This window comes from Streptomyces sp. NPDC046831 (assembly GCF_040645305.1).
GTDB lineage: Bacteria > Actinomycetota > Actinomycetes > Streptomycetales > Streptomycetaceae > Streptomyces.
In genome coordinates, this window is the sequence record NZ_JBEYXZ010000006.1 from 61734 (window position 1) to 84346 (window position 22613).

At 72.9% G+C, this 22613-nt stretch carries 20 protein-coding genes and 2 pseudogenes; 8 read left to right on the top strand and 14 right to left on the bottom strand.

The annotated features are described in order from the left end of the window. Positions 1 to 191 precede the first annotated feature (191 nt). The 3 genes from ABZ920_RS08125 to ABZ920_RS08135 form a co-directional block, all read right to left on the bottom strand. Positions 192 to 1514, bottom strand: a complete 1323-nt coding sequence (locus ABZ920_RS08125; RefSeq protein WP_361500030.1) for a fused response regulator/phosphatase — start codon at positions 1512 to 1514, stop codon at positions 192 to 194. A gap of 354 nt (positions 1515 to 1868) precedes the next feature. Beyond that, positions 1869 to 3023: an NlpC/P60 family protein gene (locus tag ABZ920_RS08130; RefSeq protein WP_361500032.1), complete on the bottom strand. Its 1155-nt coding sequence runs from the start codon at positions 3021 to 3023 to the stop codon at positions 1869 to 1871. Between the two features lie 377 nt (positions 3024 to 3400). After that, positions 3401 to 4213, bottom strand: coding sequence for a class I SAM-dependent methyltransferase (locus ABZ920_RS08135; protein ID WP_361500034.1), 813 nt, complete (start codon positions 4211 to 4213; stop codon positions 3401 to 3403). A gap of 450 nt (positions 4214 to 4663) precedes the next feature. Between ABZ920_RS08135 and mshA the strand changes: the two genes are divergently transcribed. Further along, a complete protein-coding gene (gene mshA, locus ABZ920_RS08140) occupies positions 4664 to 6001 on the top strand; it encodes a D-inositol-3-phosphate glycosyltransferase (protein WP_361500036.1) in 1338 nt (445 codons plus the stop codon). Beyond that, positions 5994 to 6500 carry a YbjN domain-containing protein gene (locus ABZ920_RS08145; RefSeq protein WP_361500038.1) on the top strand — a complete coding sequence of 169 codons (507 nt, stop codon included), beginning with the start codon at positions 5994 to 5996 and terminating at the stop codon, positions 6498 to 6500. Before mshA ends, ABZ920_RS08145 begins: the two co-directional genes overlap by 8 nt. A 74-nt stretch (positions 6501 to 6574) precedes the next feature. On the opposite strand, the gene ABZ920_RS08150 is transcribed toward ABZ920_RS08145, so the two are convergent. Further along, entirely contained in the window at positions 6575 to 7408 is an 834-nt protein-coding gene (locus tag ABZ920_RS08150; protein WP_361500040.1) for an AraC family transcriptional regulator, read from the bottom strand. Positions 7409 to 7457: 49 nt separating this feature from the next. Between ABZ920_RS08150 and ABZ920_RS08155 the strand changes: the two genes are divergently transcribed. Continuing rightward, positions 7458 to 7907, top strand: coding sequence for a DUF2000 domain-containing protein (locus tag ABZ920_RS08155; protein WP_361500042.1), 450 nt, complete (start codon positions 7458 to 7460; stop codon positions 7905 to 7907). Between the two features lie 330 nt (positions 7908 to 8237). On the opposite strand, the gene ABZ920_RS08160 is transcribed toward ABZ920_RS08155, so the two are convergent. Further along, positions 8238 to 9500 (bottom strand): MFS transporter, encoded by a 1263-nt coding sequence (locus tag ABZ920_RS08160; RefSeq protein WP_361500044.1) that lies wholly within the window; start codon positions 9498 to 9500, stop codon positions 8238 to 8240. 155 nt (positions 9501 to 9655) lie between these two features. Here ABZ920_RS08160 and ABZ920_RS08165 point away from each other — a divergent pair, with 155 nt between their 5' ends. Continuing rightward, the gene (locus ABZ920_RS08165) at positions 9656 to 10417 is read left to right on the top strand and encodes a phosphoglyceromutase (protein WP_361500046.1); all 762 of its coding nucleotides are present in this window, start codon (positions 9656 to 9658) and stop codon (positions 10415 to 10417) included. A gap of 658 nt (positions 10418 to 11075) precedes the next feature. Here the strand turns inward: ABZ920_RS08165 and ABZ920_RS08170 are convergent. The 3 genes and pseudogenes from ABZ920_RS08170 to ABZ920_RS08180 all read right to left on the bottom strand — a co-directional run. After that, positions 11076 to 11446, bottom strand: a pseudogene (locus ABZ920_RS08170) (site-specific integrase); the annotation flags it as partial. Positions 11447 to 11794: 348 nt separating this feature from the next. Next, a pseudogene (locus ABZ920_RS08175) lies at positions 11795 to 12096 on the bottom strand (site-specific integrase); the annotation flags it as partial. 124 nt (positions 12097 to 12220) lie between these two features. Continuing rightward, positions 12221 to 12487: a hypothetical protein gene (locus ABZ920_RS08180; protein WP_361500048.1), complete on the bottom strand. Its 267-nt coding sequence runs from the start codon at positions 12485 to 12487 to the stop codon at positions 12221 to 12223. A 523-nt stretch (positions 12488 to 13010) separates the two neighbouring features. On the opposite strand from ABZ920_RS08180, the gene ABZ920_RS08185 reads away from it, so the two are divergent. Next, positions 13011 to 13547 carry a hypothetical protein gene (locus ABZ920_RS08185; protein WP_361500051.1) on the top strand — a complete coding sequence of 179 codons (537 nt, stop codon included), beginning with the start codon at positions 13011 to 13013 and terminating at the stop codon, positions 13545 to 13547. 271 nt (positions 13548 to 13818) lie between these two features. Further along, positions 13819 to 15177: a hypothetical protein gene (locus ABZ920_RS08190; RefSeq protein ID WP_361500054.1), complete on the top strand. Its 1359-nt coding sequence runs from the start codon at positions 13819 to 13821 to the stop codon at positions 15175 to 15177. 154 nt (positions 15178 to 15331) lie between these two features. Here the strand turns inward: ABZ920_RS08190 and ABZ920_RS08195 are convergent, their stop codons facing one another. The 6 genes from ABZ920_RS08195 to phoU all read right to left on the bottom strand — a co-directional run bounded on the left by ABZ920_RS08195 (position 15332) and on the right by phoU (position 20243). Next, entirely contained in the window at positions 15332 to 16078 is a 747-nt protein-coding gene (locus tag ABZ920_RS08195; protein ID WP_361500057.1) for a BTAD domain-containing putative transcriptional regulator, read from the bottom strand. Positions 16079 to 16637: 559 nt separating this feature from the next. Continuing rightward, the gene (locus tag ABZ920_RS08200; protein ID WP_361500060.1) at positions 16638 to 16826 is read right to left on the bottom strand and encodes a hypothetical protein; all 189 of its coding nucleotides are present in this window, start codon (positions 16824 to 16826) and stop codon (positions 16638 to 16640) included. A gap of 287 nt (positions 16827 to 17113) precedes the next feature. Next, positions 17114 to 17602 carry a lamin tail domain-containing protein gene (locus ABZ920_RS08205; RefSeq protein WP_361500062.1) on the bottom strand — a complete coding sequence of 163 codons (489 nt, stop codon included), beginning with the start codon at positions 17600 to 17602 and terminating at the stop codon, positions 17114 to 17116. A gap of 625 nt (positions 17603 to 18227) precedes the next feature. Continuing rightward, entirely contained in the window at positions 18228 to 18989 is a 762-nt protein-coding gene (locus tag ABZ920_RS08210; RefSeq protein WP_361500065.1) for a ferritin-like domain-containing protein, read from the bottom strand. A 268-nt stretch (positions 18990 to 19257) separates the two neighbouring features. Beyond that, positions 19258 to 19413, bottom strand: coding sequence for a hypothetical protein (locus ABZ920_RS08215; RefSeq protein ID WP_361500068.1), 156 nt, complete (start codon positions 19411 to 19413; stop codon positions 19258 to 19260). A gap of 140 nt (positions 19414 to 19553) precedes the next feature. Next, a complete protein-coding gene (gene phoU / locus ABZ920_RS08220; RefSeq protein WP_361500071.1) occupies positions 19554 to 20243 on the bottom strand; it encodes a phosphate signaling complex protein PhoU in 690 nt (229 codons plus the stop codon). Positions 20244 to 20467: 224 nt separating this feature from the next. On the opposite strand from phoU, the gene ABZ920_RS08225 reads away from it, so the two are divergent. Together ABZ920_RS08225 and ABZ920_RS08230 are read left to right on the top strand one after the other, a co-directional pair. Next, positions 20468 to 21853 (top strand): ATP-binding protein, encoded by a 1386-nt coding sequence (locus tag ABZ920_RS08225; protein ID WP_361500074.1) that lies wholly within the window; start codon positions 20468 to 20470, stop codon positions 21851 to 21853. After that, positions 21850 to 22530 carry a response regulator transcription factor gene (locus ABZ920_RS08230; RefSeq protein WP_030612283.1) on the top strand — a complete coding sequence of 227 codons (681 nt, stop codon included), beginning with the start codon at positions 21850 to 21852 and terminating at the stop codon, positions 22528 to 22530. Before ABZ920_RS08225 ends, ABZ920_RS08230 begins: the two co-directional genes overlap by 4 nt. The last annotated feature ends 83 nt before the right edge of the window (positions 22531 to 22613 follow it).

Here is a 22613-nt window from a genome sequence, read left to right on the forward strand (position 1 = left end):
TGGTGACGGCCTGCCGGTCTCGCGGGTCGTCGGCCTGGCGGCGAAGGTGAGGGTCCGCCCGTTCACCGGGCCACGGTCCGGCCCGCGCGGACGCCCTCCGCCACGGCGCGCCGGTCCGCCGACGGTCGGGCCACAGTGCGCCGGTGACCGCCGACGGTCCGGCTGCGCGGATCGTCCCGTGGACGCCCCGGCTACGGCGCCCGGTCGAGCAGGACCACCGCGACGTCGTCCGTCAGCTCGCCGCCGTTGAGGTCCCGCACCTCGTTCACCGCGGCGCGCAGCAGGTCCTCGCCGCGCAGGCCCTGGTCCAGCTGACGGCGGATCATCTCCACCATGCCGTCCTGGCCGAGCCGCTCGCCGCCCTCGCCGACCCGGCCCTCGATCAGGCCGTCCGTGTACAGCATCAGGCTCCACTCCGCGCCCAGCTCCACCTGGAGGCGCGGCCAGCGGGCACCGGGCAGCAGGCCCAGGGCCGGCCCGTTGCTGTCGTACGGCAGCAACGCGGCGGGCCTGCCGGGCCGGGCGACCAGCGGTGCCGGATGGCCGGCCAGGCACAGGCCCGCCCGGCGCCCGTCGGGCGCGATGTCCACCGTGCACATCGTCGCGAAGATCTCGTCGTCGGGGCGCTCGTGCTCCAGCACCTGCTCCATCGTGCTGAGCAGCTGGTCCCCGCACAGCCCCGCCAGCGTCAGCGCCCGCCAGGCGATGCGCAGCTCCACGCCGAGCGCCGCTTCGTCCGGGCCGTGGCCGCAGACGTCGCCGATCATGGCGTGCACGGTGCCGTCGGGCGTGCGGACGGCGTCGTAGAAGTCGCCGCCGAGCAGCGCGCGGGAGCGGCCGGGGCGGTAGCGGGCGGCGAAGCGCAGCGCCGACCCGTCCAGCAGGGGGGTCGGCAGCAGGCCGCGCTCCAGACGGCGGTTCTCCTGGGCGCGCAGTTTGCCCTCGGCGAGCCGGCGCTCGGCGGTGTCGGAGCGCTTGCGCTCCACCGCGTACCGGATCGCGCGGCTCAGCAGCCGCCCGTCCAGCTCGTCGCGGAACAGGTAGTCCTGGGCGCCGACGCGCACGGCCTCCGCACCCCGTTCCGCGTCGCCGGACGCCGTGAGTGCGAGTACGGCGTGCCGGGGCGCGAGCTGGAGCACGTGCTTGAGCACGGCCAGCTCGTCCTCCTCACCGGGACCGGACCGGCCGGGCGCCGGCAGCGCGAGGTCCAGCAGGATGCAGTGGACGTCGTCCGTGAGCAGCCGCTCGGCCTCGGTGAGGTTGCGGGCCCTGCGGACGCGGATCGGCTTGCCGGCCGAGTCGAGCAGCTCGGGCACGATCGGCGAGCCGCCGGGGTCGTCCTCGATCAGCAGCAGCGTGAGGTTGGTGCCGGTGGCGTCACGGGCGTCCCTCTCGACCGCGGCCTCCACGCGCGGCGCCTGTGCTGCGGAGGGGCCGCCGCCGTGGGACACGGTCTGCGCCTGACCGCTCTCCGCGGCCGGGATCACTCTCTGCCGCGGTACGGGCACGGGCATCGTCCTGGGTTCCTTCCCTCCCCCCGAGGGCGTGGCGGATACGAGGGACCTCGCCCCACCGACGGGGACCATAGCGGTAGTGGGCGCCGCAGCGGAATGGTGCTCGGCGAGCCGCTCGGCTCGCGGCACCTGTCATATGCCGCGTTATCCGGCGGAGTTGGACAGCCTCCGGCCGGGCCGGGGATGACGAACGTCACCCCGTGACCGGGTCTGGCGGCCAAGGGGGTGCGGTGGGTCACGTGGTCCACCTCACCGGCACCGCGGGCGCCGCAGCGGCGGTGCCGACGGAGGCCGAGCACCGGCGGGGCGCGCCGCGTCGGTGACCGCGGCGCGCGGGCGCCGGCGACGGCGGAGTCAGCGGGCGTCGGCGACGGCGGTTCGACGGGCGTCTGGGCGGACCACGCCGAGGATGGGCATGGTCCCCGCGCCCGCGACCGTCACCGTCCGGCCCGGCCGCGGGGCGTGCACGACCGCTCCGTCGCCGATGTACATGCCGACGTGGCTTGCGTCGCCGAAGTAGATGATCAGGTCACCGGGACGCATGTCCTTCACGGCGACGTGCTCCAGCTGGCGCCACTGCTCCTGGGAGGTCCGCGGGATGGGCCGGCCGGCCGACGCCCAGGCCTGCGAGGTCAGCCCCGAGCAGTCGTACGTCCTCGGCCCCTCGGCGCCCCACTCGTAGGGCTTGCCGATCTGTTCGGTCGCGTACTTCACGGCCTTCTTGCCCTGCACGGACGCCTGGCCGCTGATCTCCTTCAGCACGCCGGTGCCGAGCCAGGCCGTCTGCGCCTTCGCGGCGGCCTCCTGCTCCAGCCGGGCGAGCCGCTCCCGCTGCCGCTCCTCCAGCGTGGACTGGAGCTTCTCGGCCTCGTCGATGCGCTGTTCTATCTTCTTCTTCGCCGCGGCCCTGGCCTTGCGGTTCGCCTCCAGCCTGCGCCACTGCGCGGCGGCGTCCGCCTCGTACCGCTTCAGTTCCTGCTGGGTGCGGTCCAGTTCCGCCAGCAGGCCCTTGGTCGCCCGCTCGCCCTGCAGCACCCGGCCCGCGCCGTCGAGGAACTGCCGCGGGTCGTCGCTGAGCACCAGCCGCGCCTCGGGCGGCAGGCCCGCGCCCCGGTACTGGGCCCGGGCCGCGGCGCCGGCGCGGTCCTTCAGGTCGTCGAGCCGCTCCTGGCCGTCGACGATCTTCCGGGCCAGGTCGACGACTTCGGCGGACTGCCGTTTCGCCTTCTCCTCCGCGGCGTTGTAGGCGTCGGTCGCGACGGCCGCGTCGTGGTACAGCGTGTCCAGCCTGGCGCGGACGGCCTCCAGGTCCTTGTCCGGCGGGAGGCCCGGGGAGGCGGTCGAGGGGGCGCCGGAGGACGGGGCGGCCGTACCGCCGGCCGGTCGGGTGGGCGACGTGGTGGGGTCGGGCCGCGCACTGGCGAACGCCGTCGCCGGTACTCCCAGCACGGTGACCGCGCAGACCACGGCCACGGCCGCCGCGAGCACGCTGCTCCTGCCCCGTCCCATACTCAGCCCCCAACCTGATTAACCGTCAGTAACTTAGGACACCGGGGGGATCGTGCCACGTCGCGACGCAAAACGACAGATGCCGTGCCGGTGAGGGCCGACGGGACCCACGGACGACGGCTCACCACCCCCTGCCCGCCCCCTTCGAAACGATCTCCCCGAGCGTGTGACGAACACCTCAACGCCATCGTTCCCGGCGGCCCGGTGCGGCCCGGTGCGGCCCGGTGCGGCCCGGTGCGGCCCGGTGCGGCCCGGTGCGGCCCGGTGCGGCCCGGTGCGGCCCGGTGCCCGGTGCGGGGTGGCGTGGGGCGGGGCAGCGGTCGGGCAGGGCGGACGGCGTGGCCGCGCGGGCCCGGCCGGGCGAGCGGCCGGTGTGATCAGAGGCGCGGGGCCAACGCCTGCCAGGCCACCGTCACTTCACCCTGCCGCCACCTCACCGGCCCGTCCGTCACCGGCCAGTCCGCCGTGAGGGCGCGCACCGCCCGGATCCAGCGCTGGCGGGCGCCGTAGGAGGCGTAGGGCGCGGCCGCCGCCCAGGCCCGGTCGAAGTCGCGCAGGAAGGCGTGCACGGGCTCACCCGGGACGTTGCGGTGGATGAGCGCCTTGGGAAGGCGTTCGGCCAGGTCGGAGGGGCGGTCCAGGGAACCGAGGCGGGTCGCGAAGGTGACCGTGCGCGGACCGTCCGGACCGAGCGCCACCCACACGTGCCGCCGGCCGATCTCGTCGCAGGTGCCCTCGACCAGCAGACCGCCGCGCGTGTGCCCGTCCGCCGGCGCGAGCCGCGCGCACAGCCGCTCCCAGACGGCCGCGACCTGGTCCTCGTCGTACTGCCGCAGCACGTTCGCCGCGCGGATGAGATGTGGACGCCGGGGGACGGGCACCTCGAAACCGCCGTGCCGGAACACCAGTCCGTCCCGCTCGTACGGCCTGGCCGCCGCGACCCGGGCCGGATCGATCTCGACGCCCGCCACGCACGTGCGGGGCGCCACGGTCCGCAGGCGGTGCAGCAGCTCCACGGCCGTCCAGGGCGCGGCGCCGTAGCCGAGGTCCACGGCCAGCGGATCGGCGGCCCGGCGCAGCTCGGCGCCGTGCACGGCCGCGATCCAGCGGTCCATGCGGCGGAGCCGGTTGGGGTTGGTCGTCCCGCGCGTCACCGTGCCCACGGGGCGGGTCGCTGCGCGGGATGTCATGGATTCCAGGGTATGCGGGCACCCGGCGGGTGCCGCCCGCCCCCGGCCGGCACCCGCCGGCGGCGACGGACCGGTTGTAGTCGGCGGCGGTGGCGGTGACCCGGGCGCCCCTCTGCGCGCCGGAGGGAACCGTCCGACCCGGCGCGGCGGCGCCCGCCCGCCTCGGCCCCGGGACGTCGGGCGCCGGCGCCCGGCACTCGCCCCTGGCGGCGGCCGCGTCCGGCACCGTCACCCGGAGCGGCCACCGCCCCCCGTCTTCCCGGCGTCCTCCACCGCTCCCCACCGCCACGACACCGCGTCACGCCACCCGACACCGAACGGTTGAGCGAGGACCGTAATGATTCGGCAAAGAGGCTCCCGGCGGAAATGGACCCATCACCTCCGGCGTTACGACTGGAAGGGCGCCCGGCGCCCTCCGTCCGGCATGCCCGCAGCGAGGAGGACCGCCACGTGAGCCAGTACGCCAGCAGGCTCGGGCGTCGCTCGGCGGCGGCCGGCCCCCGGCTGAGGCTGTACCGCCGCCCCCGTCGCGTGGCCATGCTCTCCGTCCACACCTCGCCGCTGCACCAGCCCGGCACGGGCGACGCGGGCGGCATGAACGTCTACATCGTGGAGCTCGCGCAACGCCTCGCCGCGCAGGGCGTCGAGGTCGAGATCTTCACCCGGGCGACCGCCGGGGGCCTGCCGCCGTCCGTCGAGCTCGCCCCCGGCGTCCTCGTCCGGCACGTCGACGCGGGCCCCTACGAGGGCCTCGCCAAGGAGGACCTGCCGGCGCAGCTGTGCGCCTTCACGCACGGCGTGATGCAGGCGTGGGCCGGGCACCGTCCCGGCCACTACGACCTCGTCCACTCCCACTACTGGCTCTCCGGCCACGTCGGCTGGCTCGCCGCCCAGCGCTGGGGCGTTCCCCTCGTGCACGCCATGCACACCATGGCCAAGGTCAAGAACGCCAGCCTCGCGGCCGGCGACACCCCCGAGCCCGCGGCCCGCGTCATCGGCGAGACCCAGATCGTCGAGGCCGCCGACCGGCTGATCGCGAACACCGCCGAGGAGGCCGACGAACTCGTCCGGTACTACGCGGCCGACCCCGCCAAGGTCGCCGTCGTGCACCCCGGCGTGAACCTCGGCCGCTTCCGCCCGGCGGACGGCCGCGCCGCCGCGCGGGCCCGCCTCGGACTGCCGCCCGACGCCCTCGTCCCGCTGTTCGCCGGCCGCATCCAGCCGCTGAAGGCCCCCGACGTCCTGCTGCGGGCCGTGGGCGTGCTCCTCGACCGGCGGCCCGAGCTGCGTTCCCGCATCGTCGTCCCCATAGTCGGCGGCCCCAGCGGCAGCGGCCTCGCCAAGCCGGAGGGGCTGCAGAAGCTGGCCGCCCGGCTGGGCATCGCCGACGTCGTACGGTTCCGGCCGCCGGTCGGGCAGGAGCAGCTCGCCGACTGGTTCCGGGCCGCGTCCGTCCTGGTCATGCCGTCCTACAGCGAGTCGTTCGGCCTGGTCGCGATAGAGGCGCAGGCGGCCGGCACGCCCGTGCTCGCGGCCGCGGTCGGCGGGCTGCCGGTGGCCGTGCGGGACGGCGAGACGGGCTTCCTGGTCCAGGGCCACGACCCGGCCCAGTACGCGCGCGTGCTGGGGGACTTCGCCGACGATCCGGACCTGGCGGACCGGATGGGCGCGGCTGCCGCCCGGCACGCGCAGTCCTTCGGCTGGGACACCGCGGCCCGCGCCACGGCCGACGTGTACACGGCAGCGCTGCACGCGCACAGGCGTCGCGTACGCTCGCCTCATGGGTGAGGCAGAGCAGCAGCACGCGAACGAGGTCCTCGAAGGCGTCCTGAAGGACTCCGAGGTGGAGTGGGAGAGCCCCCAGCCCGGTACCTACGTGGTGAAGCTCCCCGGCACCCGGAAACTGTCGACCACCCTGTCGATGATCGTCGGCAGACACTCGCTCTCCCTGAACGCCTTCGTCATCCGCCACCCCGACGAGAACGAGGCCGGCGTCCACCGCTGGCTCCTGGAGCGCAACCTCAAGCTGTACGGCGTGAGTTACGCCGTCGACCAGCACGGGGACGTCTACGTCACCGGACGGCTGCCGCTCGCCGCCGTGACCGCCGACGAGGTCGACCGGCTGCTCGGGCAGGTCCTGGAGGCCGCCGACGGCAGCTTCAACACCCTGCTGGAACTCGGCTTCGCCTCCGCGATCCGCAAGGAGTACGCCTGGCGCGTCTCCCGCGGCGAGTCGACGCGGAACCTGCAGGCCTTCGCGCACCTGACCAAGCCTCAGGACGGCTGAACGGTCGCTCGCCACAGGCCGGCTGACGCCCCGTCGGACGGGCGAGGCGCGGCGGCTTCCGCGGCGGACGGACCTCAGCGCGCCCGGCCCGGCCGCCCGGCGCCGTACCGTCCCGGTGTCACGCCCACCAGCCTCCTGAAGTGCCGGGTGAGGTGGGCCTGGTCGTGGAAACCGGTCGCGGCGGCCACCTCGGCCGGCCGCACGCCCTCCAGCAGCAGCCGGCGGGCGCGGTCGACGCGGCGGGACGTCAGGTACTGGTGGGGCGCGATGCCGTAGGCGCCGCTGAAGGACCGCACGAGGTGGGCGGGGTGGGCCTGCAGCAGCCCGGCCGCCTCCTCCAGGGTGAGCCCCTGCGGCACCCTCGCGTCGAGGAGTTCGCGCAGCCGGCGGGCGAGGACCGGGTCTCGGCGGACCGCCGGGCCAGCCGAGCCTGCCCGCCGCGGCCGCAGATGGGCGCGCAGCCGCTCGCCGATCAGCGTCAGCCGGCTCTCGGCCTCCAGCTCGCCGCCGGGGCCGGCGAGCGCCGCGTGCACCTGCCCGACGCGCCGCCGCAGGACGGGGTCGCGCAGGTCGGGCCCGTCCACCGCGGCACCGATGAGTTCCTCGCCGAGGTGGGTGGTGTCGAGGTACAGCACGCGTTTGCGGAACCCGTCCGAGGTGGCGGGGGAACCGTTGTGCGGCACGTGCGGAGGCAGCAGCGACACCGTGTCGTGCGGGGTGCCGTGCTCGTGCCGGTCGAGGTCGTACCGCACGGCACCGGCGTCCACGATGAGCAGCGTCCAGGCCTCGTGCACGTGCATCGGGTAGGCGTACTCGGTGAACCGGGCGTGGAAGACCTCCACGACGCCCGGGATCCGCGGCCGCCAGGCGGTGACGTCGCGCCGGTCCTCGCGCTGCTGTCCGGCCATGCAAAGAACGTACAAGACGGGCTCGCCCGACGCCCGGCAGGCTCGGGCCATGAACACCGCGACCACGGCCGAGTCGGCCACCGCCCCCGTCCGCTTCGACACCAGGATCGCCGTCCTCCTCCGCGACGACCTGGAGACCTGGCAGCGCCTGAACGTGACCGCCTTCCTGGTCAGCGGCCTCGGCACGACGCTCCCCGAGGTGGTGGGGGAGCCGTACGAGGACGCCGACGGGGTGCCGTACCTGCCGATGTTCCGCCAGCCGGTGCTGGTCTTCGAGGGCGCGAAGGAGACGCTGGCCGACGCCCACGGCCGGGCCCTGACCCGCGCCCTGCCGCGCGCCGTGTTCACCGGCGACCTGTTCGCCACGGGCAACGACCGCGACAACCGCGCGGCGGTACGGGCGGTGCCGACGGGCGAACTGGACCTGGTGGGGCTCGCGGTGTACGGGCCGCGGAACGCGGTGGACAAGGTGCTGAAGGGGGCGCGGATGCACCCGTGAGGACGCAGACGCCGCCGGGGCCCGGGACGGGATCGCCCGGCCGGGGCGGGATGGCGCGGCCCGGGGCGGGATGGCGTGGCCCAGGCGGAACAGGGCGGGATGGCGCGGCCCGGACGGCGATGGCGCGGCCTCGGACGGGACCGCGCGGCACGCACACAGGGGCCACGCAGCCCACGAGGGGACCGCGCAGCCCACGACGCGCACCGCCCAGTCCGGCGACGGACACGGCTCAGGCCGGGACGGGCACCGTTCGGTCCCGCGACGGGCGCCGCTCAGTCCAGCGAGGGAGACCGCTCGGTCCCGACGGCTCAGTCCCGCGACGTGGACCGCTCAGGCGGCGCTGACCTTGGCCTCGGCGTCCGCCGGGGCCGCCACGGCCGCCGTCTCCTGGCCGGGCAGGCGGCGCAGGAGGGCCGCGTAGCCGACGGCGGCCGCCGTGCCGACCACCGCGCACAGGCCCCACAGCCACTCCGCGCCGAGGCGGTCGATGACGTAACCGGACATCAGCGGGGCGACGAGCGCCGCGACGGACCAGGACAGGGTGTACACGCCCTGGTAGCGGCCGCGTCCGCGCGCCGGGGACAGGCGGACGACGAGGCCGGTCTGCGTCGGCGCGTTGAGCATCTCGCCCAGCGTCCACACGCAGACCGTCAGGGCGATCATGCCGACCGAGCCGGCGAAGGCGGTCAGCCCGAAGCCGTATCCGGCGAGGACGGCGGAGACGATCAGCACCCGGCGGGGGTCCCGGCGCTCGATGAGGCGGGTGACCGGTATCTGCAACGCGACGATCAGGACGCCGTTGACGGCGACGGCGAGGCCGTATTCGGCGGGCGTGAACCCGGCCTCGCCCATCGCGACGGGCAGGCCGACCGAGCCCTGCTGGAAGACCAGGGCGATCAGGAAGGACAGCCCGACGACGCTCATGAAGCGTCCGTCACGGAGCACGGTCCCGAGGCCGATGGCGTCTCCCTTGGCCTCCACGGCGCCCGCCGGGGCGGCGGGCCGGGACTCGGGCAGCTTCAGGAAGACGACGATCGCGCAGGCCAGCGTCATGGCGGCTTCGAGCAGGAAGCCGGCGAGATAGCTGAACCCGGCGATGAAGCCGGCGGCCATGGACGAGACCGCGAAGCCGAGGTTGATCGCCCAGTAGTTGAGGGAGAACGCCCGCACCCGGTCCTCGGGCCGCACGATGTCGGCCATCATCGCCTGCACGGCCGGCCGCGAGGCGTTCGACGCCGCGCCGACGACGAGGGCGACGGCGGCGATGGCCACGGGGTCGTGCACGAAACCGAGCAGGGCGACGGACCCGGCGGTGGCCGACTGGGCGATCAGCAGGGTCGGGCGCCGTCCGAGCCGGTCGGCCATCACGCCGCCGACGAGGGAGGACACCACGCCGCCGAGTCCGTGCAACGAGGCGATGAGACCGGCGTAGGAGGCGGAGTAGCCGCGGTCCAGGGTCAGGTACAGCGCCATGAACGTGGCGACGAAGGCTCCCAGCCGGTTGACCAGGGTGCTCGTCCACAGCCACCAGAACTCCCGGGGGAGCCCGGAGACGGTCTCCCGGGCGGCACGTCTGAGACTGGCGACGGACATGGACGGGTCCCCCCACGGGTGTAAGCGGCTCTGGCGGTGAGCACAACTTACGATCGGTGGGCTCGGAGGGGCCACTCAATTAACAGATGCCGTCAACTGTCCGCCTGCCGGGCGGGCCGCACGGGGGGCCGAATGCGTGGATTACGCTCTGAGGTATGGCCGACGCACCGTACAAGCTGATCCTCCTCCGCCACGGCGAGAGCGAGTGGAACGCGAAGAACCTGTTCACCGGCTGGGTGGACGTCAATCTCACCGAGAAGGGCGAGAAGGAGGCGGTCCGCGGCGGTGAGCTGCTGAAGGACGCCGGCCTGCTGCCCGACGTGGTCCACACCTCCGTCCAGAAGCGCGCCATCCGCACGGCGCAGCTCGCGCTCGAGGCCGCCGACCGCCACTGGATCCCGGTCCACCGCTCGTGGCGTCTGAACGAGCGCCACTACGGCGCCCTTCAGGGCAAGGACAAGGCGCAGACGCTCAAGGAGTACGGCGAGGAGCAGTTCATGCTGTGGCGCCGCTCCTACGACACCCCGCCGCCCCCGCTGGACGACGACTCGGAGTTCTCCCAGTCCGACGACCCGCGCTACGCGATGATCCCGCCGGAGCTGCGTCCCAGGACGGAGTGCCTGAAGGACGTCGTCTCCCGCATGCTCCCGTACTGGTACGACGACATCGTCCCCGACCTGCTCACCGGCCGCGTGGTCCTGGTCGCCGCCCACGGCAACAGCCTGCGCGCCCTGGTCAAGCACCTCGACCAGATCTCGGACGCCGACATCGCGGGCCTGAACATCCCCACGGGCATCCCGCTGGTCTACGAACTGGACGCCGACTTCAAGCCGGTCAACCCCGGCGGCACCTACCTCGACCCCGAGGCGGCAGCAGCGGCGATCGAGGCGGTCAAGAACCAGGGCAAGAAGAAGTAAGCGGTATCGAACAAGCCCCCTCCCTGCGGTTCACCGCAGGGAGGGGGCTTGTTTCTGCACTGGGGCCGTCGCTGGGCCGTGAAAGGGATCCGGGGCCGCTGTCAAGCGTTCCCGTGTGCCTCGGTGAAAAGCGATGTGCCCGGTATGCTGGTCGCGCCTCATCTGAACCTCCCCTGAACTCCGTGTAGGCGCATGTGAGTTCCAAGGCTCCGGCCCGAGAAGCGGGCCGGCTGGAGGAGAAGGGAGGCGTGGTAGAGGTGTGCCTTGAGAAGGACAGGCCTCGTAGGTGGACCGGCGCTGAGAAGTGGCAGGTCTGGCTTGCGGGAGTCAGCCTGCTGGTGACCACCGCTATCAGCGTGATGCAGCTCGCTCGATGAGCGCGTCACGCGCGAGGACGGTCGCGACCGGGAGCTGTACATGCAGCGAGCCCGGTCTGCTGCTACGCGACCGGGCTCGCTGACTGCAGGGAAGCCTGGGTCTGGCTGCAACCGGATCCAGGTCCGCAGTCCTTCTGGAGTCCAATCTCTCACGCGTGAAATCACGAATCAACTTTGTGAGCGTTGCCCGCGAACTTTGCGCGCTTGCCATTTCAGCGAACTTCGCCAGCGAAATGGTCAGACGGATCCAGCGGTGAGGGGCTTTGACCACGGCGTACGTGTCACCGGTGATCAAAGACGGATGCCACAGCCGTACGGGTCCGCTCCTGGCTGGATGGCATGAGGTGCGCGTACACGCGCACGCGCAGCGTCAGGCCGGGGTCCGAGTGGCCGAGGTACTCGGCGAGGGCCTTGATGTTCTCGCCCGCGTCCAGGGGCACCGAGGCGTAGAAGTGGCGGAGCGCGTGCATGCCGTTCTCGCGCGACTCCGCGTGCGGTCGGCCCTGCTCGGGCACGGGGATGGCGCCCGCCGCGGCGAGCGCCGGCTTCCACGCCTCCTCGTTCAGCGACGTACGCCAGACGTGCCCGCCGCGCGGCCGGTGAAGATGAGCCGCTTGGTCACCGTAGACCCGTCCGCCACCTTCCACGGCAAGGCTCGGGAGGAAGAGGCGCGCGGCCGGCGCTGGCAGGTTTCACTCTTGGCCATCGACGAAGCCCGGCCGTCGGTTAGGTCCCGGGCTGTTCCCGGGCCGCCCCCAGACAGAACCGGGGATGCAGCTGCACTACAGAGCTGGGCACCTCGGATGCCGACCGCGCGCCCGCGACCCTAGCCGTAGCCACCGACAACGGGCCGCTCATGAGGAGCCGGTGGGCGTCAGCACCGGGCCGTCCCTGGGCCGTTTCGAGGTCGCTCGACAGTGGCCAAGGACGACCAACGACGACCACCAGGACGCCTCAGCCCGGTCCTGACGTGAAGACCGAGGAAGGCCGCCGATGACGCTCAGACGGCTTCCGGGTTCGGCCGCACGCCACTGAAGACGGCAGCGACTGCCTTACGAGTGTGTTCCTGGCCGACTGGCATGAGGCGGGCGCGTACACGCGGAGCGTCAAGCCCGGGTCCGAGTGGCCGAGGTACTCGGCGTGCGCCTTGATGTTCTCCCCGGCGGCCAGGAGCACCGGGGTGTGGAAGTGTCGCAGCGCGCACATACCGTTTTCGCGCGACTCCGCGTACGGCCGGCCCCGCTCGGGCACGGGGATGACGCCGGCCGCGGCGAGCGCCGGTTTCCATGCCTCCTTGTTGATACGAGGCAGAACCTGCCGAAGCCCTGGGGTCGGCCCGGCACAACATCCGGGGCACTCGCCCGCCTGCCAGCGTCCGGACAAGCCAAACGGTCCGGCGGGCGAACCGCCGGACCGTTATGGAAGATCAGGACCCGAAGGTGATGATGTAGACGGGGCTGTTGGTGCTGCCCTCGTTGTGCACTACCGGACAGGACGTCTTCTGGCTGCTGTCCCTGGTCTTGATCTGGATTCCGCAGAAGGGCGAATCATCCCAGTTGAGCGTGTTGATGTTGCTGAGTACGGGGATGTTGTCCCCCTCGTTGCCGGTGGCAGCGCTGGCCCCGCCGATGCCGGCGAAGAGGATTCCGCAAGTGGCCGCGGCCACCGCTGCAATCTTCTGAACGTTCCTCATATGCACTCCTCCGCTTCGCTGCCCCAATCGGGCAGACACCTGGAGAACGATGTGCAAAAAGGATCAGAGCGTAACGTCCTTCGTGCTTTGATCACTCCTACGGCCGTACAGATTCCCAAGCGGAGGACTCGGCCGGCCGCCGTCGTCAGGCGCTGGCCGTCGGCACGGAGCCGGTGGCGCAGTAGTCGAAGCTCCGGCGCGTAGGACCCCACCGCTCCGGACGGACGTCGCAGGGCAGTGCCCGGACCCCGGACCGAACGCCTAAAGCGCTGCTCCTCGCGGCGCAGCACCGCGGAGCCAGTCGGCGAGCGTGGAGAAGTCGGCGTTCACAAGGCCTTTGGTGGCCGCGCACTCCGTGGATGAGTGGGGGCGCGAGCACTCCGGGAGCGGGTGAATGAGTGACAGCGAGGCGCGAAGCGGGTCGCCGGGGGAGGGTGATCCCGCGCCGCATGTACGTTGGGTGCCCGTTCCGTCGCATCGCGTAGTGCGGTTCCGCAGTGCAGAGGCACGAAGGGCAGGGCTCATGCGCAAGCTCCAGAAGGTCGTGATCACCGCTGCAACGGTCGGGGGCCTGGTCGCTCTCGGCTCGGAGAGCGCCCACGCCGCCGGCCACAGCGGGCCCCGCCACGGAAGCACCCAGCCACCTCTCGTCGGCGGCTTGGTGCACCCGCAGCTGGTGCGCACCTCCCGCGCTGCCAGCCTGTTCGACGGGGTCCTGCAGGCGCCGCGCCAGGAGAAGAGGGCGCCGGGTGGGAGGGGGCTGAAGACGGTGAAGGCGTCACAGCAGAAGGGGCGAGCGGATGTGCCCGCTGGGGCCGTCAACCAGCTGAACCAGGCGATCGGAGTCGGCCGGGCGAACCAGGGCAACCAGGCGGTCGGGGCCGACGGCAGGGTGAACCAGTTGAACCAGGCGATCGGCGTCGGCCAGGTCAATCAGGCCAATCAGGCCAATCAGGCTGTCGGGACGACCGGACAGGTCAATCAGGTGAACCAGGCTGTCGGGACGACCGGGCAGGTCAATCAGGCCAACCAGGTGATCGGCGCCGGCCAGGCCGGTTAGGGCGACGAAGCGGCCCTGATCTCAACGCCAACCCGCCACCGTCTCGTGGCGGGTTCCGTGCTTTCGGGGCGGGATCGTGCGCGAGCCCCGGCGTAGCGCTGACCTGGGCCGACAGGTGCTCCGCACCCTGCGGAGTCAGCCGCACGGGGTGATCGCCGGCGGGAGCCCGCCGCCCCCCGTCACGTCGGCGTCACGCGACTGTGATGCCCGGCGCTCAACGATGGCGGGTGCAGGCAAGCGCAAACTCGCTTTCACATGCAAGGGAACCACCATGGTGAAGAACATCCGGTGCCGCATACCTCGCCTGATAGGCGCGTCCAGCTTGGCCGCGACGCTTGCTCTCGGGGCAGGGGCGGTGACCGCCGAAGCGGGGACGCAGGAGATGGCGAAGTCGAAGTCCCCGACCGCAGCGCCGAATATCTGCGGCCGGCAGCCTCGTCCGAACTTCTGCCCCCGCGGCACCATCAACCAGGGCAACCAGGCCATCGGTGGCGGTCCGGTGAATCAGGGGAATCAGGCTGTCGGTGGCGGTCCGGTGAATCAGGGGAACCAGGCCATCGGTGCCGGCCGGGCCAACCAGGGCAACCAGGCGATCGGTGGTGGCCCGGTGAATCAGGGGAACCAGGCCATCGGTGCCGGCCGGGCCAACCAGGGCAACCAGGCCATCGGCGGTGGGCCCGTGAACCAGGGCAACCAGGCTGTCGGCGGCGGACCCGTGAACCAGGGCAACCAGGCCATCGGCGGCGGGCCGGTGAACCAGGGGAACCAGGCTATCGGTGCCGGCCGGGCCAACCAGGGCAACCAGGCGATCGGCGGTGGCCCGGTGAATCAGGGCAACCAGGCTGTCGGCGGCGGACCCGTGAACCAGGGGAACCAGGCCATCGGTGCCGGCCGGGCCAACCAGGGCAACCAGGCCATCGGCGGTGGCCCGGTGAATCAGGGCAACCAGGCTGTCGGCGGCGGGCCGGTGAATCAGGGGAACCAGGCCATCGGTGCCGGCCGGGCCAACCAGGGCAACCAGGCCATCGGCGGTGGCCCGGTGAATCAGGGCAACCAGGCTGTCGGTGGCGGGCCGGTGAATCAGGGCAACCAGGCCATCGGTGCCGGCCGGGCCAACCAGGGCAACCAGGCCATCGGCGGTGGGCCCGTGAACCAGGGCAACCAGGCTGTCGGTGGCGGTCCGGTGAATCAGGGCAACCAGGCCATCGGTGCCGGCCGGGCCAACCAGGGCAACCAGGCCATCGGCGGTGGCCCGGTGAATCAGGGCAACCAGGCCCTCGGCGGCGGCCTCGCCAACCAGGGCAACCAGGCGATCGGCGGTGGCCCGGTGAACCAGGGCAACCAGGCGCTCGGTGGCGGTCTCGCCAACCAGGGCAACCAGGCCATCGGTGGCGGTCCGGTGAACCAGGGGAACCAGGCGCTCGGTGGCGGCTTCGGTGCCAACCAGGGCAACCAGGCCATCGGTGGCGGTCCGGTGAACCAGGGGAACCAGGCGCTCGGTGGCGGCTTCGGTGCCAACCAGGGCAACCAGGCGATCGGCGGTGGCCCGGTGAACCAGGGGAACCAGGCGCTCGGTGGCGGCTTCGGTGCCAACCAGGGCAACCAGGCTGTCGGCGGTGGACTCTTCTAGGAGGGCCCCGGCCGGCCACACCACACTTGTGGTGCTGACCCGTCTCGGCAAGGCGAACCCGCCACGGGCAACCGTGGCGGGTTCGCGGGAATCGATCGGCGCGGTCGACGACCACCACCGTCCAGTGCCGGCCGACGACGACCACCGGCTTCGGCTAGTGCAGGAATCCGCCACCGGGGTACGACTGCCGCAGTTCCGCCACGAGCCGGCGCAGCCGCTGTGTGGGGCGGAGGCCCAACTCGTTGCGCAGCAGTTGCGCGTAGCGTTCGAAGTGGCCGAGCGCCTCGGCCAGGTTGCCCTCCGCGAGGTGGGCTCGGATCAGCGAGGCCTGGCTGCTCTCCCGCAGGGGATCGGCCTGGACGGCGGTGTGAGCGGCCGTCACCGCGCCGGCGAACTGCTCGGCGGCGATGAGTTCTCCCGCCAGTTTCTCGAGGGCGTGGAGCCGGAGCTGGCGCCAGTGCTCGGACTCCAGCAGGGCCCACTCGTCGTACCAGCCGGGCAGGAGGTCGGCGGAGAGCTGATCGACGGTCGCCGCGGTGAGGCGGAGGTCCTCGGCCGGGACGTGAGGGTCGAGTATGCGCTGGGCCAACGACCGGGCGTGGTGCAGGTCGACGGTGACCCCCCGCGCGAGGCGCACCTCGCTGGGGGAGACGTCCAGTGCCTTCCGGCCGAGGTCGCGCAGGCGGGACAGCGCCGCCCGGAGGTTCGTGTACGCCTTCTGCTCGCACGCGTCGGGCCAGAGACTTCCGGCGATCAGGGACCGGGGGACAGAGGCGCGGTAGTTGAGCGCGATTAACGCCAGGAGTCGCTTGGAGCCGACTGGCACTGTCACCGGGACGTCGTCGACCACGAGGTCGAAACCGCCGAGAAGAGCGATGTGTACGGACGGTCGGCTCTTCACCGTCAGAGAAGAGAAAGCGAGATCGTCTGAGCTCATGGCTGTGATCGCTCCGGATCGGTCCACCTGGGCGTCTGCCGGCCGGCGGCACCCCCTTCGCCCAAGGATTCGCGGTCTTCACACCTCCCTACGGACCCATGCTGCTCCATCCGGTGAGGGGTGTCTATTCGTCCTGTTTGTGCTAATAAGAGCCCCTTGGCCGCGATCGGTCGGTCCTCGCGGGCGCCGAACCGTGGGCCGGGGCCGTGTCGCTGCCGCCCGCCCGGGGTGCGTTCACGGCGAGCACTGAACGTGCGGTTCCCGGCGAGCGGCGGGGTTCGCCTGGCTGCCGGCGCCGGCCGCGTCAGGGCGTCAGGCTTCCGCCGGACCCGTCAGGTGTCCGACGGACCCGTCAGGTGTCCGACGGACCCGTCAGGTGTCCGACGGGTCCGTCAGGTGTCCGACGGACCCGTCCGGGACCGGGCGGTCCCGGACGGGCCGTGCCGAGGACGACGGCCACCGCCCCGCGGGGACACGCCCGGCTGGACGGCGCGCGGCCGGTGAGCGGACCGGCCACGGCGTTTCAGGCCGCAGGGGGAACCTCGGCGCCCGGTGCGACGCCGGGGCAGGCGTCGGTCACCAGGTCGAACCGGCGGCGCTGCGCGCGCGGGCCGGCCGGGCGGATAGCCGCGGACGCTCCGGCGGCGGGCGTGAGGCCGGCCGGGGCCGGATCGCCCTGGCCGTACCCGGCGGTGGGCTGGATGTCGTCCATGGGGCGGGCTCCGTCCGCTGGTGCTGTCCCAGCCGGAGGAGCATGGCAGGAAGTGAGGGCGGCGTGAAGGTGGTTGCCGGTTCAATGAACCGTTCGTCACGCTATCGTGATCAAGGCCGCACCCGACGCAGGTGAGCCCTCGGTGCGCCGGCCCCGCGGCGTCCTGGGGCCGCGGCGCGGCCGAGGCCCGGTGCCGCGCATAGGGGCACGCCCCTCCCGGCGGGAAGCCGCCGGGAGGGGCGTGACGTCAGGTGGGTGCCGTGCGGGCACCCGGCGTGGCCGGTCGGTCAGTGGCGGCCGCCGCGGTGGTGCCGGTCGCCGCCCCACGAGACGGTGTCGACGACGTGGCGGTGGTTGTCGCGCAGGGTGGCGGTGTCACGCCGGTCCCACACGGAGTTGCGGCGGTCCTGGTAGAGGTCGGTGCGGGTGTCGCGCCCGAACCCGGTGTGGACGCGCACGCTGGAGCGGCCGTCCAGGCGGTAGTGGTGGAAGGTGTAGGTGTGACCGGCCCGGTCGGACAGGGTCCAGCCGCTCAGGTTGACCGCGTGACGGCCGCTGTTCGTGAGGACCACGTACTCCCTGCTGAGGGAGTGGCTGGAGCGGTGGTGGCGGCCGGCGGAGTCGTGGTGGACGTTGCTGATCTGTACGTGCTCACGGTGGTGCGGGTGGGCGTGGTCGGCCGCGGTGGCCGGCAGCGTCGCCGCGCCGACCAGGGCGCCGGCCGCGGCGACGGCGGCAGCCAGACGACGGGCGATCACGGAAGCGGAAACGGTCACGTACTCTCCCTGCGAGTGCGGGCACCTCGCCGGTCACGGGGTGAGCCGTGCGCCGGGTGTGCCTGGTGCGAAGGGCGGCCGGGCGGCCGCACACCCCCACCTTGTCCGTATCGGCCCGTGATGATGTGAATATGGGTCTCGCGTTACGCATCGTCCATATTTCCGTGACTCTCGGCTGTATCGACCATTTACCCAGCCGGGGCATCAGGTTGACGGGCTGTCAGGCCGCTCGGTCCTTCCGGCGCAAGCCCCGTGGCGTGAAACCGCCATACCGCGCCACCCCGGCCCCGCGGCGGCCGTCACCCGCAAGTGAGTAACGGACCGGCGCGCCGACAGGACCGCCGCCCGCGCGGCCGTGCTCGGCGAGGCGCCCGGACGCGCCTCCGGCACCGCGGTGACCACCGTGCGGAGGACGTCGTGACGTCGGTGACAGCCACCGGCAGGAACGGGTGACAGTCATCGGGCAGGACGGCACGACGCCGGCCGTCACCTGGGAAGGAGCCCGGGACGTCCGTACCCGGCTGGTCATCACCCGCGGAACGAGCCCGTGACGCCGGTGATGACCTGCGCCATGGACCCGGGCCGTCGTCTTTCGCCGTGCGGAACGAGTCCATGGCGCCCGTGGTCACCTGCGCCACGAACCCGAGGTGTCATTTCTCGCCACGCCGGAGGGCGCCACGCCGAAGGGCGCCACGACGTCGGTGACCACCCCGCGCGAGGAGGCCATGACGTCGGCCACGAAGCGGGCGCGTCCGAGGCCGAGCCGGCGCAGTGCGCGGCCGTGGTTGGCGGCGACCGCGGCGGAGACGGCGAGCAGGAGCAGCCGCCACAGCGCCATGACCGGTCGGCGCACCGGCCGGGGCAGCTCCGCGAGCGCGGCGCGCAGCCGCTCGCAGTGGAAGGGGACGTGGCGCTGTTCGTCCGCCAGGATCCTCCGCGCCACCTCCGAGGTGAGCGGATCGCGGACGCCGTCGCGCAGCGCCCGGTAGTACCGCAGGGCGATCACTTCCGCGATCATCAGCACCAGCAGTTCCGTGCGCAGGCCCATGAGGCGGCGCAGGCGCACGAAGGCCGTGTCGCTCCAGTGGCCCGTCAGCGTGGGTACGCCGCCCGCCGCGAGCAGCCGGGCCAGGAGCCGGGCGTGGTTCTGTTCCTCGGCGAGGAACAGCCGTACCGCCCGCGCGTAGTCGGGGTCACCGGCGCCGTCCGCCTTGGCGACGAGGTGGGCGCCGTCGCCGTCCTCTCCCACCTGGAAGCGCTGGATGCCGGCCCACACCGCCGGGTGCAGGGTGGCGCCGAGCGCCCAGTCCGGGTCGCCCAGGTCCCGCCTGCGCCGGTGTTCGTCCTCGAAGCGCCGTACCCACCCGGCGAACGCGCTCGTACCCACCCGGTCTCCCCTCTCTCACCGGGACACGGATTGCCATGCCCTGATCAAGTGGGACGTGCCGGGGAGCCGGGTCCGTTCCCCCGTGCGCCCGGGTGCCGCGAGCGGCCGTACGGCGCGCAGGGGTCCCGGCGCGAAGACCGGACGGAGGCGGATCGCGGGGTCAGACCGAGGCGGATGCGGAAGGGCCCGGTGCGCATCACCGGGGTGGGCACCGGGCCCTTCGGAACGTCGTACGGGCGCTCCCGCACGCGGAGGTGCGGCTACGCCGTCACCCGCACTGGCAGGGGCTGCCCGACTGGCACCCGCAGCCGCAGCCCGAGCCGCAGCCGCAGGCGCCGAAGAGCGGCAGGCTCCTGGTCTCGGCGGGCCGGTCGGTCTCGCGCTCCTGCGTGGGGTCGGGCGTGGTGGTGGGAGATTCGGCCATGGGTCCTCCTCGAGGCTGTTGCCTGTGCCCATTGCATGCCCGTTCCGCTGGGCGCATCAACGGCGCACTGTGGCTCACTCGCGCCCCCGCGCCGTGCCGGGCGCCCGCCGGGAGCGCCCGGACCCGCCGCCGGGCGGTCCTCAGGCGCCCTCGACTCCCGTCACCGGCTGGACGTCCGGCTGCAGCTCGTCCGCGTGCTCGCCCGTGACCAGGAACACCACCCGCTTCGCCACCGCCACCGCGTGGTCCGCGAAGCGCTCGTAGTAGCGGCCGAGCAGCGTCACGTCGACGGCCGTCTCGATGCCGTGCTGCCAGCGGTCGTCCATCAGGTGCTGGAAGAGGGCGCGGTGCAGGAGGTCCATCTCGTCGTCGTCCTGCTCCAGCTGCAGGGCCAGGTCGACGTCCTTCGTCACGATCACCTCGGCGGCCTTCGCCATCAGGCGCTGCGCGAGCTGGCCCATCTCCAGGATCGTGGCGTGCAGGTCGTGCGGCACCGCACGCTGCGGGAAGCGCAGCCGGGCCAGCTTCGCCACGTGCTGCGCGAGGTCGCCCGAGCGCTCCAGGTCCGCCGACATGCGCAGCGACGTGACGACGATCCGCAGGTCGGTGGCGACCGGCTGCTGCCGTGCCAGCAGGGCTATGGCCCGGGCCTCCAGCTCGTGCTGCAGTTCGTCGACCTTCTTGTCGGCCTCGATCACGCTCTCGGCCAGCTTCAGATCGGAGTCGAGGATGGCCGTGGTGGCGCGCCCGACGGCCGACCCGACCAGCCGGGCCATCTCCACCAGACCGTCGCCGATCGAGTCCAGTTCCTCGTGGTACGCGTCCCGCATCAGGGTTCCCTCTCGTGCGTCTTCGTCCGGGGGTTCCGGGGGCCGGGGGCCGTGGTGAAGCCGCCGGCGCGAACCCCACGCTGCCACGTTCCGGCCCGTACGCGTCGGTTTCCGTCCTCCTGAATGAACCGGTCCTGGCCCCCGGGTGAACTCTGGGCGACGAGTGTCCGAGCCGGTGCTCCGGCGGGTGTGGGCAGGTCGTTCCGCATGCCTAACCTGGACGCATGGACGTGAACGCGGCGGTCGCCGCAGCGGCAGCGATCGCCGGTGTGCTCACCGGTGTCATCGCCATGCTGGCGTTCCGCTGGAGCGAGCGCGAGCAGAAACGCCCGACCCGGACCTCCCTGCACACGGACGCGGTGCTCCCGCCCGGTGTGGACACCGTCCTGTCCGTCCTGCGCTCCTCAGCCGTCGTGCTCGACGAGGCCGACGCCGTGGTCAAGGCCAGCTCCGCCGCCTACGCCCTCGGCCTCGTCCGCGGTGGCAGGCTGTCCGTCGAGCCGATGCTCCAGATGGCCCGCGACACCCGGCGGGACGGCGAGATACGCCAGGTCGAGCTGGACCTCCCGCGGCGCGGCACCGGGCGCGGCGAGGCCCTCGCCGTGTCCGCGCGCGTCGCGCCACTCGGCTCCCGGCTCGTCCTGCTCCTGGTGGAGGACCTGACCGAGGCCCGCCGGATAGAGGCCGTGCGCCGCGACTTCGTGGCGAACGTGAGCCACGAGCTGAAGACCCCGGTCGGCGCGCTGTCCCTGCTGTCCGAGGCCGTCATGGACGCCTCCGACGACCCGGAGGCCGTGCAGCGCTTCGCCGGGCGCATGCAGATCGAGGCCACCCGTCTGACCAACCTGGTGCAGGAGCTCATCGACCTGTCGCGGGTGCAGAACGACGACCCCCTCGAGGACGCCGAGCCGGTGGGCGTGGCGGAGCTGGTCGACGAGGCGGTCGACCGCTGCCGGCAGGCGGCCGGCACCAAGCAGATCACCATGGCCGCCGTGATCCAGCCGGGCCGGGAGGCCCGTCCCGCCGGCGACGAGGGTGCCGGGCGGGGGACCGGTGGCGAGGGTGCCGGGCGGGCGGCCGGGGGCGCCCCCGCCCGGCGGACGGGCGCCGCGGATCTGCACGTCTGGGGCAACCGCGGCCAGCTCGCCGCCGCCCTGGGCAACCTCGTGGAGAACGCCGTGAACTACTCGCCGGCCCGCACGCGCGTCGGCATCGCCGCCCGCCGGGTGCCCGCGCCGGGCGGGGACATGATCGAGATCGCGGTCACCGACCAGGGCATCGGCATATCCGACAAGGACAAGGAGCGCATCTTCGAGCGCTTCTACCGCGTCGACCCGGCCCGCTCCCGGGCCACGGGCGGCACGGGCCTGGGCCTGGCGATCGTGAAGCACGTGGCCGCCTCGCACGGCGGGGAGGTCACGGTGTGGAGCGCCGAGGGACAGGGCTCCACCTTCACCCTGCGGCTGCCGGAGGCGGGCGCGGCCCGCGACCGTGCGCAGCACAAGCCCGTCCTCGACGAGGAGGACGGGCGGTCCGCCGGCGCGATCCGCGGCGGATCCCCCGATTCACCCCATGAACCGCTTCCCGTAGCCCCGGAGGTCCTTCCGTGACCCGAGTGCTCGTCGTGGAGGACGAGGAGTCCTTCTCCGACGCTCTGTCGTACATGCTGCGCAAGGAGGGCTTCGAGGTGGCCGTCGCGGCCACCGGGCCCGACGGGCTCGACGAGTTCGAGCGCAACGGCGCCGACCTCGTCCTCCTCGACCTGATGCTGCCGGGTCTGCCCGGCACGGAGGTCTGCCGCCAGCTGCGCGGCCGCTCCAACGTCCCCGTGATCATGGTGACCGCCAAGGACAGCGAGATCGACAAGGTCGTCGGCCTGGAGATAGGCGCCGACGACTATGTCACCAAGCCCTTCTCCTCCCGCGAGCTGGTCGCCCGCATCCGCGCGGTGCTGCGCCGCCGCGGCGAGCCGGAGGAGGTCGCGCCGGCCGCGCTGGAGGCGGGCCCGGTGCGCATGGACGTCGACCGGCACGTGGTCACGGTCGCGGGCTCCAAGGTGGACCTGCCGCTGAAGGAGTTCGACCTGCTGGAGATGCTGCTGCGCAACGCCGGGCGGGTGCTGACGCGCATGCAGCTCATCGACCGGGTCTGGGGCGCCGACTACGTGGGCGACACCAAGACCCTCGACGTCCACGTCAAGCGCCTGCGCGCGAAGATCGAGCCGGACCCGGGCGCGCCGCGCTACCTGGTGACGGTCCGCGGCCTCGGCTACAAGTTCGAGCCGTAGAACCCCTCCCCGCGCCCGCACGGCCGCCGGGCCTCCCCGGCACACGATTTGGCCGTACGGGGCGCGCGCTGCCGGATACGGCG

Bases quoted from the DNA above. Each gene is read 5' to 3' on its own strand.
- ABZ920_RS08125 (WP_361500030.1), bottom strand. From the start codon at position 1,514: ATGCCCGTGCCCGTACCGCGGCAGAGAGTGATCCCGGCCGCGGAGAGC.
- ABZ920_RS08130 (WP_361500032.1), bottom strand. From the start codon at position 3,023: ATGGGACGGGGCAGGAGCAGCGTGCTCGCGGCGGCCGTGGCCGTGGTC.
- ABZ920_RS08135 (WP_361500034.1), bottom strand. From the start codon at position 4,213: ATGACATCCCGCGCAGCGACCCGCCCCGTGGGCACGGTGACGCGCGGG.
- ABZ920_RS08145 (WP_361500038.1), top strand. From the start codon at position 5,994: ATGGGTGAGGCAGAGCAGCAGCACGCGAACGAGGTCCTCGAAGGCGTC.
- ABZ920_RS08150 (WP_361500040.1), bottom strand. From the start codon at position 7,408: ATGGCCGGACAGCAGCGCGAGGACCGGCGCGACGTCACCGCCTGGCGG.
- ABZ920_RS08155 (WP_361500042.1), top strand. From the start codon at position 7,458: ATGAACACCGCGACCACGGCCGAGTCGGCCACCGCCCCCGTCCGCTTC.
- ABZ920_RS08160 (WP_361500044.1), bottom strand. From the start codon at position 9,500: ATGTCCGTCGCCAGTCTCAGACGTGCCGCCCGGGAGACCGTCTCCGGG.
- ABZ920_RS08165 (WP_361500046.1), top strand. From the start codon at position 9,656: ATGGCCGACGCACCGTACAAGCTGATCCTCCTCCGCCACGGCGAGAGC.
- ABZ920_RS08180 (WP_361500048.1), bottom strand. From the start codon at position 12,487: ATGAGGAACGTTCAGAAGATTGCAGCGGTGGCCGCGGCCACTTGCGGA.
- ABZ920_RS08185 (WP_361500051.1), top strand. From the start codon at position 13,011: ATGCGCAAGCTCCAGAAGGTCGTGATCACCGCTGCAACGGTCGGGGGC.
- ABZ920_RS08190 (WP_361500054.1), top strand. From the start codon at position 13,819: ATGGTGAAGAACATCCGGTGCCGCATACCTCGCCTGATAGGCGCGTCC.
- ABZ920_RS08200 (WP_361500060.1), bottom strand. From the start codon at position 16,826: ATGGACGACATCCAGCCCACCGCCGGGTACGGCCAGGGCGATCCGGCC.
- ABZ920_RS08215 (WP_361500068.1), bottom strand. From the start codon at position 19,413: ATGGCCGAATCTCCCACCACCACGCCCGACCCCACGCAGGAGCGCGAG.
- phoU (WP_361500071.1), bottom strand. From the start codon at position 20,243: ATGCGGGACGCGTACCACGAGGAACTGGACTCGATCGGCGACGGTCTG.
- ABZ920_RS08225 (WP_361500074.1), top strand. From the start codon at position 20,468: ATGGACGTGAACGCGGCGGTCGCCGCAGCGGCAGCGATCGCCGGTGTG.